Source organism: Wenzhouxiangella sp. YN9, assembly GCF_056324165.1.
Map to the genome: position 1 here is coordinate 52,317 of NZ_JBJNIP010000081.1, position 18,771 is coordinate 71,087.

At 64.1% G+C, this 18,771-nt stretch carries 10 protein-coding genes; 8 read left to right on the forward strand and 2 right to left on the reverse strand.

The genetic code is table 11. The features are described from left to right. Nucleotides 1-8 precede the first annotated feature (8 nt). Nucleotides 9-1,322: a GntP family permease gene (locus tag ACEWQ0_RS05345; RefSeq protein ID WP_476484743.1), complete on the reverse strand. Its 1,314-nt coding sequence runs from the start codon at nucleotides 1,320-1,322 to the stop codon at nucleotides 9-11. A gap of 192 nt (nucleotides 1,323-1,514) precedes the next feature. Between ACEWQ0_RS05345 and ACEWQ0_RS05350 the strand changes: the two genes are divergently transcribed. The 6 genes from ACEWQ0_RS05350 to ACEWQ0_RS05375 all read left to right on the forward strand — a co-directional run bounded on the left by ACEWQ0_RS05350 (nucleotide 1,515) and on the right by ACEWQ0_RS05375 (nucleotide 13,067). Continuing rightward, on the forward strand, nucleotides 1,515-3,926 hold the full coding sequence (locus ACEWQ0_RS05350; RefSeq protein ID WP_476484744.1) for a TonB-dependent receptor: 2,412 nt from the start codon (nucleotides 1,515-1,517) through the stop codon (nucleotides 3,924-3,926). Nucleotides 3,927-4,141: 215 nt separating this feature from the next. Further along, entirely contained in the window at nucleotides 4,142-7,474 is a 3,333-nt protein-coding gene (locus ACEWQ0_RS05355) for a hybrid sensor histidine kinase/response regulator (RefSeq protein ID WP_476481262.1), read from the forward strand. 109 nt (nucleotides 7,475-7,583) lie between these two features. Beyond that, nucleotides 7,584-8,600: a 3-oxoacyl-ACP synthase III gene (locus ACEWQ0_RS05360; protein WP_476481261.1), complete on the forward strand. Its 1,017-nt coding sequence runs from the start codon at nucleotides 7,584-7,586 to the stop codon at nucleotides 8,598-8,600. Between the two features lie 175 nt (nucleotides 8,601-8,775). Continuing rightward, nucleotides 8,776-9,657: an alpha/beta fold hydrolase gene (locus ACEWQ0_RS05365; protein WP_476484745.1), complete on the forward strand. Its 882-nt coding sequence runs from the start codon at nucleotides 8,776-8,778 to the stop codon at nucleotides 9,655-9,657. 86 nt (nucleotides 9,658-9,743) lie between these two features. Next, entirely contained in the window at nucleotides 9,744-11,375 is a 1,632-nt protein-coding gene (locus tag ACEWQ0_RS05370; RefSeq protein ID WP_476484746.1) for a fatty acid CoA ligase family protein, read from the forward strand. A gap of 237 nt (nucleotides 11,376-11,612) precedes the next feature. Beyond that, a complete protein-coding gene (locus tag ACEWQ0_RS05375) occupies nucleotides 11,613-13,067 on the forward strand; it encodes a bifunctional 2-methylcitrate dehydratase/aconitate hydratase (protein ID WP_476484747.1) in 1,455 nt (484 codons plus the stop codon). An 82-nt stretch (nucleotides 13,068-13,149) separates the two neighbouring features. Here the strand turns inward: ACEWQ0_RS05375 and ACEWQ0_RS05380 are convergent, their stop codons facing one another. After that, a complete protein-coding gene (locus ACEWQ0_RS05380; RefSeq protein WP_476484748.1) occupies nucleotides 13,150-14,154 on the reverse strand; it encodes a class 1 fructose-bisphosphatase in 1,005 nt (334 codons plus the stop codon). A 222-nt stretch (nucleotides 14,155-14,376) separates the two neighbouring features. Between ACEWQ0_RS05380 and ACEWQ0_RS05385 the strand changes: the two genes are divergently transcribed. Both ACEWQ0_RS05385 and doeB2 read left to right on the forward strand, forming a co-directional pair. Then, nucleotides 14,377-17,343: an HzsA-related protein gene (locus ACEWQ0_RS05385; protein ID WP_476484749.1), complete on the forward strand. Its 2,967-nt coding sequence runs from the start codon at nucleotides 14,377-14,379 to the stop codon at nucleotides 17,341-17,343. Between the two features lie 251 nt (nucleotides 17,344-17,594). Next, nucleotides 17,595-18,767 carry a N(2)-acetyl-L-2,4-diaminobutanoate deacetylase DoeB2 gene (doeB2, locus tag ACEWQ0_RS05390; RefSeq protein ID WP_476481255.1) on the forward strand — a complete coding sequence of 391 codons (1,173 nt, stop codon included), beginning with the start codon at nucleotides 17,595-17,597 and terminating at the stop codon, nucleotides 18,765-18,767. Nucleotides 18,768-18,771: the final 4 nt, after the last annotated feature.

Consider the following 18,771-nt stretch of genomic DNA (forward strand, 5'->3'; position numbering starts at 1 on the left):
GCCGGGAATCACAGCCCCAGCGCGAACAGGCCCAGGCACAGGATCAACCCGGCAAGCGGGATGATGACCGTCAGCGCGCCCATCGCCGGGTAGGCGGCGGCATGGGTTTCGTTGCAGATGGCGCGGATAGTGGTCACGACATAGCCGTTGTGCGGCAGCGAGTCGAGCGCGCCCGAGGAAATCGAGACCACCCGGTGAAGCTGGTCGGGGTCGACGCCGGCGTCGACGTAGTGCGGGCCGAGAATCGGCAGGGCGATGGCCTGACCGCCCGAGGCCGAACCGGTCATGGCCGCGATCGAGGACACGGCAATGGCGGCGCTGACCAGGCCGTTGCCGGGCAGGCCGGTGACCCAGACCACGGCCGCGTCGAAGGCCGGCGAGACCCGGGCAACGGTGCCGAAACCGACCACGGCGGCGGTATTCCCGATGGCAACCAGGGCGCCCACGCCGCCTTCGGTCAGTGCGGCACCGGGCTGGTTGAGGTGGCGGATGTTGATCAGCGCCGCGCCGATGCAGCCGGCCAGCAGCGCCACGATCAGGGCGGATACGCCCAGGCGATCATGCAGGGTGAAGGAAAAGCCCAGCACCAGCATCAGCGGCACCAGGGCCAGAACCGGGTGGGGCAGGTTGGCCCGACCGCTGGCCGGGTCGGCTTCGCGCCCGTCGAAGTTCTCGCCGCGCGCGACCGCGCGCGCGAGCATCCACTTCAGCCAGAAATAGCCGCTGGTGGCCATCACGATGGCGACGATCAGGCTGGCCTGCCAGGCCGCCAGCGGGCCGGTGCCGAGATGCTCGATGGGGATCCAGTTCTGGATCTCCGGCGAGCCGGCCGAGGTCATGGTGAAAGTTACCGAACCGAAGGCCAGGGTGGCGGGAATGAAGCGCCGCGGCAGGTCGGCGTCGCGAAACAGCGCCAGCGCCATCGGATAGACCGAAAACGCGACCACGAACAGGCTGACACCGCCGTAGGTGAGCACCGCGCAGGCGATCACCACCGCCAGCGCGGCATGGTGGGTGCCCAACCGGCGCACGATCCAGTGGGCCACCGACTCGGCGCCGCCGGATGATTCCATCAGCTTGCCGAACAGCGAGCCGAGCAGAAAGACGAAGAACCACGAGGCGATGAAGCCGGTAAACCCGTTCATGTACTGGGTAACCAGGTCGGCCTGGCCTTCGGCGGCCAGCGGCGGCAGCAGCGCGATGCCGCTGGTCAGCGCGATCAGCAGGGCGCACAGGGGGGTGGCCACGAACAGGCTCATGCCGCGCATGACGAGTACGATCAACAGGGCGAGGCCGCCCAACAGGCCGATCAGGCTGAGCATGGTGGATGCATCCGCTTGAATTGGCGGCCATGTTGGCAAGCGCCCGCGCGGGGCGGAACTGTACCAAGGTACAAGTTACACGCGGTCGGCGCTTGTCTAATCTTCAGCCATGCGATCGCCGGATACTCGCCGGCGGGCCAAAGTCACGAAAAAGTCAACGTTCATCGACGACGTTTGTACAAGGGAGTTCCAATGAAATCGCGCAATTCGTCAAACAAGCTGCTGAAGCTCTCCAGGCTGAGCCTGGCTGTCGCGCTGGGCCTGGCAATGACCACGGCCGTATCGGCTCAGGACAACGAAAACGAGTCGGAGTCTTCGGGCGACGAGCGCCTCGAGCAGTACGCTTCGCTCGACGTCATCGAGGTGACAGCAAGACGCCGTAGCGAAAGCGCTGCCGACGTGCCGATCTCGATCACCGCGCTGAGTGGCGAAAAGCTCGATGAGGTGGGAGCTCCGGATATTACCTATCTCAACCAGGTCGTGCCCAACACCACGATGGAAGTCTCGCGCGGCACCAGCAACACGCTGACCGCCTTCATTCGCGGCGTCGGTCAGCAGGATCCGGTAGCCGGTTTCGAAGCCGGCGTGGGCATCTATATCGACGATGTCTATCTGAACCGCCCGCAGGGTGCGGTGCTCGATATCTATGACGTCGAGCGCGTGGAAGTCTTGCGCGGCCCGCAGGGCACGCTTTACGGGCGCAACACCATCGGCGGTGCCGTCAAATACGTCACCAAGCGCCTGGGCAATGAGCCGTCGGCAAGCGTGCGCGCCAGCGTTGGCAGCTATTCGCAGGCCGATCTGATGGTCAAGGCCGAAACCCCGCTCAGCGACAGCCTGGCAATCGGTGCCGCCGCGGCCACGTTCAACCGTGATGGTTTCGGCAAGAACCTGACCCTGGGCACGGAAAACTACGACAAGGATGTCGTGGCCGCCCGCGCCAGCCTGGAGTGGACGCCCGGCGACCGTTTCTTCATTCGCCTGGCCGGCGACTACTTCAAGGACGACTCCAGCCCGGTGGGCGGTCATCGGTTGATTCCGGGGCTGTTCTCCGGCGCACCGGTGCTCGACGATGTCTACGACACCCGCGGCGGCATTCAGGGGCAGAACGACACCGAGCAACAGGGCGTCAGCTTGCTGGTCGAGTACGACATCAACCCGAACTGGATGTTCAAGAGCATCAGCGCCTGGCGGGCCGATGACACCGTCAATCAGATTGATTTCGAGGCGCTGCCGCCAGCCGACGTGGACGTCGCCACCATTTACGACAATGAGCAATACAGTCAGGAATTCCAGCTCAACTACAGCAGCGCGAACGTCAGCGGCATTGCCGGCTTCTATTATCTTGATGCCAACGCCTTCGGCCCCTTCGACGTCCGCCTCTACCAGACCGGCGAGCTGATCGGTGCGCCCAAGCTCAATGCCTTTACTCTGGGTGATGTCGATACCGAAACCTGGTCGGTCTTTGCCGACGTCAGCTTCGATCTGGGCAACATGTTCGATCTCGGCACCGGGCTGGAGCTGTCGCTCGGCGGCCGCTATACGGACGACAAGCGCTCCTCGCGAGTGCTGCGCCAGAACATGCTGGGCAAGTCGTCCTGGTTTGGCGGTGATCCGATCATCACGGTAACTACCTCGGACTTCGAAGGGTCGGATCGCTTCTCGGAGTTCACCCCGCGCGCCAGCCTGGCCTGGAAGCCGGTGCGAGAGCACAACCTCTATGTTTCCTGGAGTCAGGGTTTCAAGGGTGGCAGTTTTGACCCGCGTGGCCTGACCACCGCCGCGCCCGACCTCGACGGTGACGGCGTGGTCAGCGAGGCAGAGGTGTTCGATTTCATGCGTTTCGAACCCGAAACCGTGGACACCTATGAAATCGGCGCCAAATCTTCCTTCGCTCAGGGTCGCATCAACACCAACCTGGCGTTCTTCTACAGCGATTACACCGATATTCAAGTGCCCGGCTCGATCGGTGTTGATACCACCGGTGACGGCATCTCCGACACCTTTGCCGGGGTCACGACCAACGCTGGTTCGGCGACGGTTCAGGGCGTGGAGCTCGAAGCCAACGCGCTGCTCGGGCAGGATGTCTTTGCTTCCGGCGATGAGTTCTCCACCATGCTCACGCTGGGCTATATCGACGCCGAGTACGACGAGTTCGTCACCGCCGTTACCGATCCGGCCACGGGGTCGACCGCGCTGGAAGACGTGGCCGACGAGCGCGTGTTCCAGAACACGCCCGACTGGACCGGCCATCTCAACGTTCGCTACGACGTGCCCATGGCCCTGCTGGGCAACGATGGCCTGTTTTCGGTCATCGGTGCCTGGTCCTACCGCGGCAAGACTCATCAGTTCGAGGCACCCTCGCAGTTTCTCGACCAGGAGGCTTATTCGCTCTACGATCTGAGCCTGGTGTGGAAGCGCAGCGACGGTCGCTATGAAATCGGCCTGCACGGTCGTAACCTCGGCGACGAGCAATACAAGACCTCGGGCTACGTGTTCGCCACGCCCGATGGCACCGAGCCAACCCTGGGTCTGGAAGGCGTGATGAACGCGTTCTATGGTCCGCCGCGCACGGTCACGCTGACCGGCACCGTCAACTTCTGATTGCTACCGGGTCTCCTCCCTTGGGCCGGAGCCGCAGTGCGGTTTCCGGCCCTTTTTTTTAAGCCGCGCCACCCGGAAGCCCCAGCCGATCATCCAGAGGCCAACCGAGCGTGTTCGATGGCGGAGCATCTGCGCTAAGCTGAAAACCACGCGGTAGCAGAAACTCGAAGCGGACTGTTCAACATGCTGGCTGTCATCCCAATCGGATCTGGATCATGTCAACGCTGATTCTCATCGGGGCCGGGCTGGCCTGGCTGGGACTGCTGTTCGCGGTTGCGCTGCTTGGCGAGCGCTCCCAGGCGCGCTGGCGCCGGCTCTGGCCGGTGGTCTATTCGTTGTCGCTGGCGGTTTACTGCACCGCCTGGACCTTTTACGGCACCACCACCCAGGCAGCACGCTCGGGCTGGCCGGTGCCACCGACCTTTGTCGGCACGATCGTCTTGTTCGTTTTCTTTTTTCCCTTTCTGCGCCGTTTGGTCGCGCTGAGCAAGGCCGGCAACGCCACCAGCATCGCGGATTTCATCGCCAGCCGTTTCGGCAAGTCATCCATGCTCTCGGCCGCAGTCACCGGCGTGGCCGTGATCGGCATCGTGCCCTACATCTCGCTGCAGCTGCAGGCGGTGGCCATGAGCTTCGAGGCGATTCACGGCAGCGCGGTTGCTGCCGATGCCGCCTGGCAGGATCTGGCGCTTTATGCAGCACTGTTCATGGCGATTTTCGCCATGCTGTTCGGCACCCGGCGCGCTGCCGCTACCGAGCATAATCGCGGCCTTGTGCTGGCCATGGGGTTTGAGTCTCTACTCAAGCTAACGGCCATGCTTGCCCTGGGTGGTTTCGTGGTTTTTGCGCTGTTTTCCGGCCCGGTCGAGTTTGCCCAGCGGGCGCCATCGCCGCCCTTTTCCAGCCTGGATTCGTTCCTGACGCTGATGTTGTTGGGTGCGCTGGCGATGTTTACCCTGCCGCATCAGTTCCATATCGGCGTGGTCGAGTGTCGCCAGGAGCGCCACCTGCGCACGGCCCGCTGGCTGTTTCCGGTGTTTCTGGTGCTTATCAGCCTGCCGGTGCTGCCGCTGGCGCGCGCCGGCAACGCGCTGCTCGAAGGCGTGGTCGCGCCCGATCTCTACGTGCTGATGCTGCCGCTGGGTGAGGGGCATCAGGGGCTGGCGCTGCTGGCCTTTCTTGGGGGCTTGAGCGCGGCCACCTCGATGGTGATCCTGGCCAGCCTCACTCTTTCCATCATGATCGGCAACCACTGGCTCACTCCCGCGCTGCTCAATCGCCACTGGGGACGGGTCAGCGAAATGGGCATCCCGGTGCGTCAGCAGCGCCGCATGGGCATCGTGGTGGTGCTGTTGCTGGCTTATGTCTACAGCCGATCGATTGGCACGGCCGGTGCCCTGGCCGATATCGGCGCGATGTCGTTTTCCGGCCTGGCCCAGCTGGGGCCGGCGGTGGTGCTCGCCGTCTATCGTCCCGGCCGTTCGGCGCGTGCCATCCTGTCGGGTATTCTCATCGGGGTGGCCGTCTGGGCCTACGTGCTCTTCTTGCCGCTGTTGCTCGATGGCCTCGGTATTCAAGCCGGCTGGACGAGCACCGGACCGCTGGGGCTGAGCTGGCTGACGCCGGATAACCTGCTGGGGCTGCAGGGGGTCGCGCCGCTCACGCGCGCGGTGGTCACCAGCCTGGCGGTCAACCTGGTGGTCACGCTGGTGGGCGTTCGCCTCGATGCGGTGCCGGGGCATGAGCCCGACGACGACCCGCTGCGCCCGGACATGCTTTACCGCCTGGCCGAACGCTTTCTGCCGGAGGAGCGCCTCGGCCCGCTGTTTGCCGGCAACCGTAACGCTCGCCGTCTGGCAGCGGGCCTCGAGCTCGAGCTGGCGGCGGTCGTCGGCTCGGCGTCCGCGCGCCTGCTGCTGGATGCCGCGCGCCGGCGCACGCCAGCACCGCTGGATACGGTGGCCGACCTCGTGGGCCAGGCCGCCGCGCAGGCGCGCTTCAGCCGCGAGGTGCTCTCGGGCGCGCTGGAAAACATGAGCCAGGGCGTATGCGTGGTGGATCGCGATATGCGCCTGGTGGCCTGGAACAGCGCCTATCTGGCATTTTTCTCCTATCCGGAGGAGCTGATCCGCGTCGGTCGGCCGGTGGCGGACCTGCTGCGCCACAACGCCGAGGCCGGTTTGATGGGGCGCGGTGATATCGAGCGCAAGATTCAGCGCCGAATTACCCACAAGCGTGCCGGAACGCGCCACCATATCGAGCGCCCATGGCGCGACGGGCGCATTATCGAGATTCGCGGCAACCCCATGGCAAGCGGCGGTTTCGTGGCCACGTTCACCGATGTAACGGCCTTTCGTCATGCCGAAGATGAGCTGCGGCGCATCAACGAGACCCTGGAGCAGCGGGTGATCGAACGCACCCGTGAGCTGGAGCAGGCAAAGGTGGAAGCCGAGCGCGCCAGCGAAGCCAAGACCCGGTTTCTCGCGGCGGTCAGTCACGATCTGGTACAGCCACTCAATGCCGCACAGCTTTTGACGCACGCGCTGAGCGGGCGGGTTGCCGACCCCCACGCGCAGCACTCGCTCGCTCAGATTTCGGGTGCTCTGGGCGCCACCGAGAACCTGATCGAGGGGCTGCTCGACATCTCGCGGCTGGATGCCGGCGGCATGGAGCCAAGACACAGTCGCTTTCCACTCGGGGAGCTGTTCTCGCAGCTGCAGGGCGAGTTTTCACTGCTCGCTCGCGAGCGCGACCTCGAGCTCGACTGCGTCAATACGCTTCAGTGGGTGGAGACCGACCCACAGCTTCTGCGACGGATTCTGCAGAATTTCCTCTCCAACGCCGTGCGTTATACCCGCCACGGTCGGGTGCTGATTGGCTGCCGCCGGCGTGGCGCGGAACTGCTGGTAGGTGTGTGGGATACCGGGCCAGGTATCAGCAGCGCGGATCAGGCCGTCATCTTCGAGGAGTTTCGTCGTCTGGGTGACGGCCAGCACGCGCCCGGACTGGGTCTGGGCCTGGCCATCGCCGAGCGCATGGCGCGTCTGCTCGGCCATGAAATCGAGCTGGTCAGCCGGCCCGGCCATGGCACCGCCTTTGGCGTTCGCGTGCCCCGCGCCGAACCACAACCCTGTTTGCCCGGCCGCCGGGCCGAGCGCTCCGAGCCGGGCTCGGGCCGGGTGCTGGTTGTCGACAACGAGGCGGCCATGCTCGGCTCGCTGGAGACCCTGATTTCGGGCTGGGGCTACGAGGTGCGCGTGGCCAGCAACGCCGAACAGGCGCTGACAGCGGCCGCGGCTTTCGAACCCGAGCTGCTGGTAGTCGATTATCATCTTGACGATGGCAAAACCGGCCTGCACTTGCTGGAGTCGCTGCAGGAGGCCGGCTGCCAGCGCCCCACCGTACTGATCAGCGCCGATCACGCCGCCGAGGTGCGTGCGGCCGCGCGGCGGGCGGGCTGCGAGTTTCTGCACAAGCCCATTCGTCCGCTGGCGCTGCGGTCGCTGATGGCCCGCATGCTGCCGCGCCGACGGCGCTCCGGAGCGTAGTGTTTTCGCGTTGGGGCCCGGCTTCCGATTCGCGGTACAATGGTTTATTGTGCCTGTATGATCGATCCATCAACCATCGCCCGGGCGTCCGTGGCCAGGAAAGAACCTCATGCTGTTTGACAACGTTGTCATCAAGTCGGTGGCCTCCATCGACGCCCCGCACACCGTAACCAGTGAAGAGATCGGGGAGCGGCTCGAGCCGACCTTCCGAAAACTGCGCATGCGCGGCAACCCGTTGATTGACGTCGCCGGCATCGAAGAGCGCCGCTTCTGGGATCACGGCGTCCAGCCTTCGGATGCCGCCACCCTGGCGGCCGAAGAGGCCCTGGCGCGCGCCGATATCGATCGTGATCGTGTCGGTATCCTGATCAATACTTCGGTCACGCGTGATTTTCTCGAGCCGTCGACGGCCTGCATGGTGCACAGGAACCTCAAGCTGGCCAACACCTGCGAGAGCTTCGACGTGGGCAATGCCTGCCTGGCGTTCATCAACGGCATGAACATCGCCGCGCGCATGCTCGACCGCGGCGAGATCGACTACGCGCTGATTGTCAACGCCGAAAATATCCGCGAGGTCTGCGAGATCACCATTGATCGCCTGCTCGAGCCGGATGTCACGCGCAAGCAGTTCAAGAGCGAGTTCGCCAGCCTGACGCTGGGCTGCGGCGCTGCGGCCATGGTCATGTCACGCGGTGACCTCGAGCCCGATGGGCACCAATACAAGGGCGGTGTCGCGCGCGCGGCCACCGAGTTCAACAACCTGTGTCGCGGCTGGAACCATCTGATGTGGACCGACGCCAAGAGCCTGCTGCGCGAAGGCATGAAGCTTGCCGGCGCCACCTACGGCACGGCCCGCCAAGTGTTGGGTTGGGTCGCCAACGAGCTCGACCACGTGGTCATACACCAGGTCTCGCGCGTGCATACCGAGGCTTTCATCCGCGCCTTTGGCGTCGAGCCCGAAAGGGTCTACCGGATCTTTCCCAAGCTGGGCAACGTCGGTCCGGCGTCGATCCCCACGGTCTTGAGCAAGATCGTCGACAAGGGTCGCGTCAACCGTGGCGACAAGATTGCGCTGATGGGCATTGGCTCGGGTCTGAACTGCTGCATGACCGAGATTGTCTGGTAAGGAGGTTGGCTAGTTGGCTAGTTGGCTAGTTGGCTAGTTGGCTAGTTGCGCCGGGATAAGCCCTTTTGCTGTTGCTTTATGTGATCCGAGCGTCATAATCATTGCTAACCAGCTAACCAGCTAACCAGCTAACCAGCTAACCAGCTAACCAGCTAACCGTTCCGAGCGAAAGCCCGTGGTTCCAAAGAAACTGTTCCCGTTCGAGTCCCGCTACCACGTCCAGTCCACCGGCCACCGCATGCACTACGTGGATGAAGGGCCGGTCGAGGGGCGACCGGTGGTGATGGTGCACGGCAATCCGACCTGGTCGTTCTACTACCGCAACGTCATCAATGCGCTCAAGCACGAGCGCCGCTGCCTGGTGCCCGATCATATCGGCATGGGTCTGTCCGACCGGCCCGACGAGCCGCGCTATGACTACACCATGGCCAGCCGGGTGGCCGATCTGGGCCACTGGCTCGACGAGGTCGAGCCCGATCGCGAGGTCGACCTGCTGGTGCACGACTGGGGCGGGGCGATCGGCCTGGCCTGGGCGGTGCGCCATCCTGAGCGGGTGCGGCGGGTCGTGGTGCTCAACACCTGGGCATTTACCATCGGGCCCGAACTGCCGCTGCCCTTTGCGCTGAAATTCGCCCGCACGGGGCCCGGAGGCTTCGCCATCAATCGCTTCAACGCCTTTTCCGGCCTGGCTGCCCGACTGGGGACGGCCGGAAAGCTCGATCGCGAGGTGGCCCGCGGCCTGACCGCGCCCTATCGCCGGGGTCCGAAAAGCCGCCTGGCCACGCTGCGCTTCGTGCAGGATATCCCGCTTGACCAATCCGACCCGGCCTGGCCGGTGCTGGCCGAGACCGAGCGGCACCTTGACCGCCTGGCCGAAAAGCCGGTCAAATTCATCTGGGGCGGCCGGGATTTTGTCTTCGACGACCGGGTGCTCGATCAATGGCGCAGAATCTGGCCGCAGGCCGAAATCGACTACCTGGAAGAGGCCGGCCACTACGTGCTCGAGGACGCCCCCGAGCGAGTGACAGCCGGCATAAAGCAGCACCTCAAGGACTGAAATGAGCCGCAAAGCGCACGAAGGTCACGCAGGAAAAGCTGCAAGAAGCTTGTTCGTGCCTTTCGTGGTGGAAGACTGATCTGAAGATGCCGAATGAAATCAACATTGCGCATGCGCTGACCCGGCAGGCCGAGGCGCAGCCCGATGCCACGGCGCTTGTTCTGCCGCTCAAGCGCAAAAAGGGCGGCTGGGTCGATCGACGCTGGACTTATCGCGAGCTCAACGAGCTGACCGACCGGCTGGCGGCGGGCCTGCAGGCGAAAGGTATCGGGAAAGGCACCCGGGTGGGGTTCATGGTGCCGCCTTCGCTGGAATTCTTCGCGCTGTTCTTCGCGCTGTTCAAGGCTGGCGCGGTGCCGGTGCTCATCGACCCGGGTATCGGCATCAAGCCGCTCAAGACCTGCCTGGGCGAAGCCGCACCGGAGGTGTTTGTCGGCGTCACCCGCGCGCAGGTCGCGCGCATGGCGCTGGGCTGGGCGCGCGCGAGCATTCGCCAGCTCATCACCGTCGGGCCGCGGCCTTTCTGGCGCGGGCTGAAGTTTTCCGATCTGCTGGCCGGAAAGGGCGAGTCCTTCGAGGCGCCCGAGGTCGCCGGCGATGATCCGGCGGCTATTGTGTTTACTTCCGGATCGACGGGTATCCCGAAAGGCGTGCTCTATCGTCACCGCCACTTTGCCGCCCAGGTCGAGCTGATGCGCGCGACCTTCGGCATGCAGCCCGGCGAGGTGGATTTGCCGACCTTTCCGCCGTTTGCCCTGTTCGACCCGGCGCTGGGCATGACCACGGTCGTGCCGATCATGGACTTCACCCGCCCGGCCGAGGCCGACCCGGACATGCTGGTCAGCCTGATCGAGACCTACGGCGTGACCAGCCTGTTCGGCTCGCCGGCGCTGATGAACACCCTGGGTCGGCATCTGGAAAAGCACCGGATTCGACTGCCGGGCCTGCGTCGCATGCTCTCGGCCGGCGCGCCGGTCTCGCCGGCGGTGATCGAGCGCATTCACGGCGCGCTTGATCCCTGGTCGGACATTCACACCCCCTACGGCGCTACCGAGGCCTTGCCGGTGGCCACGGTCGCCGGGCGCGAGCTGGTTGGCGAGCTGTCCGAGGGCAATCGCTCAGGCAAGGGCATCTGCGTCGGTCTCGCGCTGGCGGCGAATGAAATCCGCATCATCCCGGTCAGCGACGAGCCGATCGACCTGACCGAGTACGCTGGCGAGATGCCCGACGGCGAGATCGGCGAGATCTGCGTGGCCGGCCCGACCGTGACCGACACCTACTGGCAGCGCGAGCGCCAGACTCGCGAAGCCAAGATGACCGACAACCAGGGCCGGGTCTGGCACCGCATGGGCGATCTGGGCTGGCTCGACGACGAGGGCCGGCTGTGGTTTTGCGGGCGCAAGTCCGAGCGCGTGGTTACGCCCGAGGGCACGCTGTTTACCGAATGCGTCGAAGGCCCCGTCAACGCCGTCGAAGGCGTGTTCCGCTCCGCTCTGGTGGGCGTGGGCGAAAAGGGCCGGCAGGAGCCGGTGCTCGTCATCGAGCCGGAGGACAGCGCGGATCAACCGGCGGTCGAGTCAGCCGTGCGCGAAGTGCTGTCGCGAAACCAGCTGACCCGCGAGATCCGACGCGTTCTGTTCAAGGACAGCTTTCCCGTCGACATCCGCCACAACGCCAAGATTCGCCGCCAGGATCTGGCTGCCTGGGCGGCGGAGTAACAGCAAGTTGGAAAGTCGAAGCACCCGATTCGAAGTAGGCTCAGAAATCTGACAATCGAAACGGCCAGTCGGCAGGGTCGCTGCTTGTTCTTGATTCCGCGTCTGCCTCCAGCCGCTCCCGGATTCTGTTTCGGATCTGGCGCCTCGGATTACAGGTTTTCATTCCCGACAGCTTCTTCTCCCGCCAGTAGCTTAGAATAGGGGGATTCACCCATCCCCATCAGGAGTCCCACCGATATGAGTGGCGAGATCGATATTCGCTCGGCAAGCCGCCCCGACCCCGACCAGCTGTTTCAGGACATCGCCGATTACGTCTGCGATTACGAAATCACCTCGAAGGAGGCCTGGGAGACAGCCCACTACTGCCTCAAGGATTCGCTCGCCTGCTCGATGCTGGCGCTGAAGTTTCCTGAATGCGCCAAACTGCTCGGTCCGGTCGTGCCCGGCGTGGAGCTTGAAATCGGCGCGCGCGTGCCCGGCACGGCCTACAAGCTCGATCCGGTCAAGGCGGCCTTCGATATCGGCGTGCTGGTGCGTTACCTCGACTTCAACGACACCTGGCTGGCGGCCGAGTGGGGCCATCCGTCCGATAACCTCGGCGCAATACTTGCCGTGGCCGACTATGTCTCGCGCCGCGACGTGGCCCAGGGCGGCGAGCCGCTCAAGGTCGAAGACGTGCTTGAAGCGATGATCAAGGCCCACGAAATACAGGGCATTCTGGCGCTCAAGAACAGTTTCAACCGCGTCGGCCTGGACCACGTGCTGCTGGTGCGCGTCGCCTCCACCGCAGTGGTCACGAAGATGCTTGGCGGCGATCGCGACGATGTCATCAATGCCTTGAGCCAGGCCTGGATCGACGGCGGTGCGCTTCGAACTTACCGCCACGCACCCAATACCGGGCCGCGCAAGAGCTGGGCTGCCGGTGATGCCTGTCGCCGCGCCGTGCAGCTTGCGCTGATCACGCTCGACGGCGAGATCGGTTACCCGTCGGCGCTCACGGCCAAGGGCTGGGGTTTCCAGGACGTGTTGTTTGGCGGCAATGATATTGTCCTCGAGAGAGAATTGGGCAGCTACGTCATGGAGCAGGTGCTGTTCAAGATTTCCTACCCGGCCGAATTCCACGCCCAGACTGCGGTGGAGTGCGCCTACAAGCTGTACGACGAAGTTGCCGATCGCCTCGACGAGGTCGAGCGTATCGAGCTCGAAACGCAGGAAGCGGCCGTGCGCATCATCGACAAGACCGGCCCGCTCGACAACTACGCCGACCGCGACCACTGCCTGCAGTACATGGTGGCCGTGCCGCTGATCTTCGGCGAGCTGACCGCCGAGCACTACAGCGACGAAGTCGCCGCCGACGAGCGCATCGACGCCCTGCGCGAAAAGATGACGGTCAAGGAAAATCCGCGCTTTACCGAAGAATACTTCGACGCCGACAAGCGCGCCATCGGCAACTCGGTGCAGGTGTTCTTCACCGACGGCTCGAGCACCGACAAGGTCTCGATCGACTATCCCGTCGGCCACCGCCGCCGCCGCGAAGAGGGCATCCCGCTGCTCGAGGACAAGTTCGCCGCCGCCGTGGCCGAGCATCTGTCGGAGCGCAAGACAAGCGCCATCCTGGCCGCCACCGAGGACTTCGATCCGCTCAAGGCGATGACGGTACCGGAGTTCACCGCGCTGTGGTCGCTGGGCTGACGATCCACCGTTCCGATGCAACACGAAAAAGGCCGCCTTCGGGCGGCCTTTTTCGTCTTCGCGTGGATTTCATCGAGGCGGATCAGCCGTGATAACCGGCGACTCGCTCGACTTCATTGCGTGAGCCCAGAATTACCGGCACGCGCTGGTGCAGCTCTTCCGGCTCGACTTCGAGGATGCGTTGCTCTCCGGTGCTGGCCGCGCCGCCGGCCTGTTCGATGATCATGGCCATCGGGTTGGCTTCGTACATTAGCCTGAGCTTTCCGCCCTTGCCCTCGGCGCGGATACGGTGGTCGCTGGGATACATGAAGATGCCGCCGCGGGTAAGGATGCGGTGGACTTCGGCAACCATGGAGGCGACCCAGCGCATGTTGAAGTTCTTGCCGCGCGGGCCGTCTTCTCCTGCCAGGCATTCGTCGATGTAGCGACGCACCGGCTTGTCCCAGTGGCGTTGGTAGGAGGCGTTGATGGCGAATTCCCTGGTGTCCGCGTCAATGCTGACGTTTTCCCGGGTGAGCAGGAACTCGCCAATATCGCGATCGAGGGTAAACATGCTCACGCCTTCCCCGGTGGTCAGTACCATCATGGCCGAGGGTCCGTACAGACAGTAGCCGGCGGCGACCTGTTCGGTGCCGGGGCGGAGAAAGTCGGCTTCGACGGGTTCCCTGGCATCAGCGGGTGCGCGCAGGATCGAGAAGATGGTGCCCACCGAGACGTTGACATCGATGTTCGAGGAGCCGTCCAGCGGATCGCACAGCAGCAGGTAGCGGCCGCGGCGCTCGGCCGTCATTGGGTGAATGCCCTCCATTTCCTCCGAGGCCAGGGCGGCGATGTGCCCGTTGTGTTCCAGAGCCTCGATCATGATTTCGTTGGAAATGATGTCGAGTTTTTTCTGCTGCTCACCCTGCACATTCTCACTGTCAGCCGCACCGAGCACGTTGACCAGAGCGCCCTTGTCGACCAGGGCCGCGATCTTCTTGCAGGCCACGCTGATGTCGTTGAGCAGGCCGGTGAAGGTGCCGCTGGCGCCTTCGATCTCGCGCTGGTTCTGGATGATGTAGTGGGTCAGGGTGGTGCCGATACGCATGGTTTTGTCCAGAAAAAGAGTGGGCAGAAAATGCAAGCCCGCCATTTTAGCCTGCGGCAGCAGCGGCGCCAAGCCGGCTCGGACGTCATTCTTCCGTTCGGCGCCTGAATCATGCCGTTCAGACCATTCGCTCGCCCGTTCGCTGACATTCCGGGCCGGTACCGCTACGATCCGCCATTGAAGGGGGCGAACGATCTGTGGTTGCTGAGGGAGTCTCGCTTCATGTTTCGAATGGTGTTGCTAGTGCTGTGCGCGAGTGCCAGCCTTGATCTGATGGCTGTGGCTGTCGACTACGATATTGTCTATGTTCGCCAGGCGCGCTTTGGCGACACGGAAAACACCATCTGGCCGGAGGTTGGCCACCCGGCGCGCATCGATCCCGGTGCCGACCTCGTTTTGCGTCACCCCGACGGCAGCGAAGAAATTCTGGTTGCCTGCAGCGACTGCGCGGTAACTGACCCGGTGGTAAGTTTTGATGCCGAATGGGTTTACTACAGCCTGTTTCACGACGTCAGCGACGAAGCGCTCAATTCACAGCGCAGCAATCTGTCAGTGGCCGGCGCGGACATTTATCGTATTCACCTGGCCAGTCGGCAAGTCGAGCAGCTGACTTTTGGTGAATTCACGCCCAATACGGGCTCGGGAAACTGGGATGAATCCAACCCGGTTGATCCCGCGCCGGGCCATGATCGCCTGGGCTACGGCGTGTTCAATCTGGGCCCCATGCCCCTGCCCGGCGGTCGACTGGCTTTTACCAGCAGCCGGAACGGCTTTCTGCCTACTCGTCCTTTCAGCACGCCGACGATGCAGTTGTTCGTGATGGATGATGACGGTGAAAACGTCGAAGCAATTGCGCCCATGACCCTCGGCAGTGCTTTGCACCCGACCATCCTCAAGGACGGTCGTTTGATGTTTTCCAGCTATGAATCGCAGGGCTTGCGTGATCGGCGGCTGTGGGGCCTGTGGGCCATTCGGCCCGACGGCAGGGGCTGGGAGCCTCTGGTCAGTGCCATGTCTTCCCCGGATGCCTTCCACTTCATGACCCAGATTGGTAACGGCGATATCGTGGTCGAGGCCTACTACAACATCAACAATAATGGCTTTGGCGCGCTCTACGCTTTTCCACCTTCGCCGCCCCCCGGTGAACCGGCTTTTTACAGCTGGGATCCGCAGCACAACCCGCCCATCGACTACACGTCAACTTCCGGCAACCGCGCCACTTTCACCATGGCTTATACGCCGCGCGGCTATTACAGCATGACGCCGATGACCCACCACTTCGATAACGCGGCGCCTGAGGGCGAAAATGGCCGGCGGGTGGGCAAGTTCACGCACCCGTCTGCTGCACCAGGCAATGACTTGCTGGTGGTGTGGTCGCCTGGACCAGCCAACGATCTCAAGCGGCCTACGCCCAGGCCTTACTACGACAGCGGCATCTATCTGGTGCCGGACTCCCAGCCTGTCCGGTCTCCCGACAGCCTGGTGAAACTGGTCGAAAATGACGCATTCAATGCCGCCTGGCCGCGGGCGGTGGTGCCTTACATGGCGATACACGGCGTGCCCGAGCCGGCCGAGCTGGAGTGGCTTCCCAACGACGGTCAACAGCATCCGCTGCTGCCTGAAGGCACGCCCCATGGTCTGGTCGGCAGCTCCAGCCTGTATCGGCGCGAGAGCTTTCCCCATGCCGGTTCCAGTTCCTTTGATGGCCTGGACCCGTTCAACACCTCGCAGAACCGCAACCATCGCAATCGCCGCTGGAGCAACTGGATCTACCAGGGTGCGGATGCCGGCAAGTACGACAACAGCGAGATCGAGGCCGTTCGCGTGCTGGCCATGGAGGGGATTCCTGATCGCCGTTACGGCGCCAACGGCAGCAGTACCAACGGCTTCATCAACCATGCCAACGAGCGCTTGCGTATTCTCGGCGAAATTCCGGTGCGTAAGTCCGACGATGACGGGCAGCCGATCATGGACGATGACGGTAATCCGGACACCAGCTTCCTCGCACGACTGCCGGCCGATACGCCGTTCACCTTTCAGACCATAGACGGCAACGGCATGGTGCTCAACATGTCGCAGACCTGGCACCAGGTCCGGCCCGGCGAAGTGCGAGCCGACTGCGGCGGCTGTCATGCGCACAGCCAGCAGCCGCTGGCCTTCGCGTCAACGGTGGCAGCACAGCCGGGCTTCGACGTGCCCGACCTGCTCGCCGGCACGCCAATGATCAGCCAGGATCCCGAAGGCAATCTGGTCCTCGAACAGCGTCCCGAGACAGTGGTCGACATCGAATTCCTGCGTGACATTCGCCCGATTCTCCAGAGCCATTGCGTGCAGTGCCACAACGCCAGCGAAAACGCCGGTAATCTGAATCTGGCGGAAACCGAGCTGGTCGATGGTTGCAAGTGGAATGTGCCTGACCTGCCGGGAGACTATCGCCGCCTGGCCGCAGACGAGTGCGCTGATTATGGTTACCCCTCGCTGCTCGCGGACGGGACATGGCGCCAAACCAACGCCAGCCGCTACCTGCGCAAATTCCAGAGCCGGCGCAGCCTGCTGGTCTGGAAAGTCTTCGGCCGCCGGCTGGACGGCTGGGATAACGACGACCATCCCAGTGCGACAACGCCGGGTGAAGCCGGCACCCTGCCAGCAGGTGCTGATCCCAACGATGCGGATATCGACTTCACTGGCGAGATCATGCCGCCGCCCGACTCCGGCGTGGCGCCGTTGACCATCGAGCAGAAAATGACGATTGCCCGCTGGATCGATCTGGGCGCGCCCATTGACCTGAGCAGCCAGCTCGACATGCCCGCGGACTACGGCTGGTTCATGGACGCCCAGCGCCCCACGTTGACCATTTCCAGCCCCCGGCCGGAGCCCGCGCCGCAGACGATTGACGCCATCCGTATCGGTGCCAGTGACGCCAACAGCGGTCTTGCCGCAGGCAGCCTGTCGATCCGCGCTGACTTTGAGCTGCTGGGCCGGCCAGCCGATTCCGAGCTGGCTGACCTGGCTCGCAAGCTTGGGGGTGGGCGTTGGGTGATCGATCTGCCCGAAGGCATGCCTTCGGGGCTCCGTGATGCTCACTTGTATGTCGAGGTGGCCGATCGGCAGGGCAACATCACCCGATTGAGCAGACGCTTTCACAGCACCGATACCGGGCTGATTTTCTCCGATCACTTCGAGGGCTGAGGCCTGCTCAGGTGCAGCGAGAGCGTGATGGCCAGCCGCTGGCTGGCTGCAGCTCCCGCGGCGCCCGGATATCGTAAATGCTTGCCACACAACAGTTTTGGCCCTAAACGAAAGCGCTTGCACACGGCATGGTCTCCCGGCTAGTGTGGAAGACACGACCTTAGCCTTCGGGCGGGCGCGTTTTCGGAATCTTCCGATGCATCCGGGTTTCAGTCCGGGGCGATTTTCATTGACCGGGAGTGTGCTGCGTGTTGAATCGGGTCGCAGACAACTGGCAGGCCGTGGTCGACGAGGCGGTGGTGTTTCGTCGCGCCCTGCATCGCGCGCCGGAGTTGACCTGGCAGGAGGTCAAGACGGCCGCCGCCATCCGCGAGCGCCTGGACAACCTGGGTATTCCCTGGCGCGCCTGCGCTGAAACCGGCACCGTGGCCACGCTGGCCCCCGGGGCACCCGGCCGGCACATCGCGCTGCGCGGAGATATCGACGCGCTGCCGATCGTCGAGGCCAGCGGTGTTCAGTGGTCGTCGACGACCGAAGGGCGAATGCACGCCTGCGGTCATGACGGCCACACCGCCACGCTGATGGCCACTGCCCGCTGGCTGAAAGCGCACGAAGATCGGCTGCCCGGCCCGGTGACGCTGCTGTTCCAGCCGGCCGAGGAGGGCGGACACGGCGCAAAGGCGATGATCGATGACGGAGCGCTCGACCGCGTCGAGGCGATCTTCGGCTGGCATAACTGGCCAGCGATTGCTTTTGGCAAGGCCGCCTGTCCCGACGGCCCGGTGATGGCCGGTAACGGCACTTTCGAGATCAGCATCCACGGCCAGGGTGGGCACGCCAGCCAGCCCGAGCTGTGCCGCGACCCGCTGCCGGCCGCCGCCGCGATTGTTACGGCCCTGCAGCAGATTGTCAGCCGCCGCATCTCGCCGCAGGCGCCAACGGTGCTCAGCGTCACCAGCCTGCACGCCGACGGCGGCTCGGCAACCGTCACGCCGGCCACCGCCCGTCTGGCGGGGAGTTTCAGGCTCGGCGACCCCGACACGCGCGCGCAGATGGCCGAGCTGATCACTGAAGTTGCCCGGAACACGGCCCGCGCCCACGGTGTCAACGCAGATGTGAGCATCCATCCGCGTTATGACGCAACGGTCAACCACGAGCGCGAAGCCGAAGCGTACCGCCAGGCGCTGCTCACCGAGCTGGGCGACGGCGCGCTCGATGCCGGGCTGAAGACACCCATCATGGCGTCGGAAGACTTCAGCTATTACCTCAAGGAAATTCCCGGCGCCTTTGCCCTGATCGGGGCCGACGACGGCCTGGGGAATCACCATCCCTGCCACAGCCCCGAATACGATTTCAACGACCGGCTGATCGACGTGGTCGGCCGCCTATACGTCCGCATCGCGGGAGTTCCCGTGAAGGAGTAATCAC

Excerpts from the sequence above, each read along its gene's own strand:
- ACEWQ0_RS05350 (WP_476484744.1), top strand. The coding sequence starts at position 1,515 with ATGAAATCGCGCAATTCGTCAAACAAGCTGCTGAAGCTCTCCAGGCTG.
- ACEWQ0_RS05380 (WP_476484748.1), bottom strand. The coding sequence starts at position 14,154 with ATGCGTATCGGCACCACCCTGACCCACTACATCATCCAGAACCAGCGC.
- ACEWQ0_RS05370 (WP_476484746.1), top strand. The coding sequence starts at position 9,744 with ATGCCGAATGAAATCAACATTGCGCATGCGCTGACCCGGCAGGCCGAG.
- ACEWQ0_RS05360 (WP_476481261.1), top strand. The coding sequence starts at position 7,584 with ATGCTGTTTGACAACGTTGTCATCAAGTCGGTGGCCTCCATCGACGCC.
- ACEWQ0_RS05355 (WP_476481262.1), top strand. The coding sequence starts at position 4,142 with ATGTCAACGCTGATTCTCATCGGGGCCGGGCTGGCCTGGCTGGGACTG.
- ACEWQ0_RS05345 (WP_476484743.1), bottom strand. The coding sequence starts at position 1,322 with ATGCTCAGCCTGATCGGCCTGTTGGGCGGCCTCGCCCTGTTGATCGTA.
- ACEWQ0_RS05375 (WP_476484747.1), top strand. The coding sequence starts at position 11,613 with ATGAGTGGCGAGATCGATATTCGCTCGGCAAGCCGCCCCGACCCCGAC.
- ACEWQ0_RS05385 (WP_476484749.1), top strand. The coding sequence starts at position 14,377 with ATGTTTCGAATGGTGTTGCTAGTGCTGTGCGCGAGTGCCAGCCTTGAT.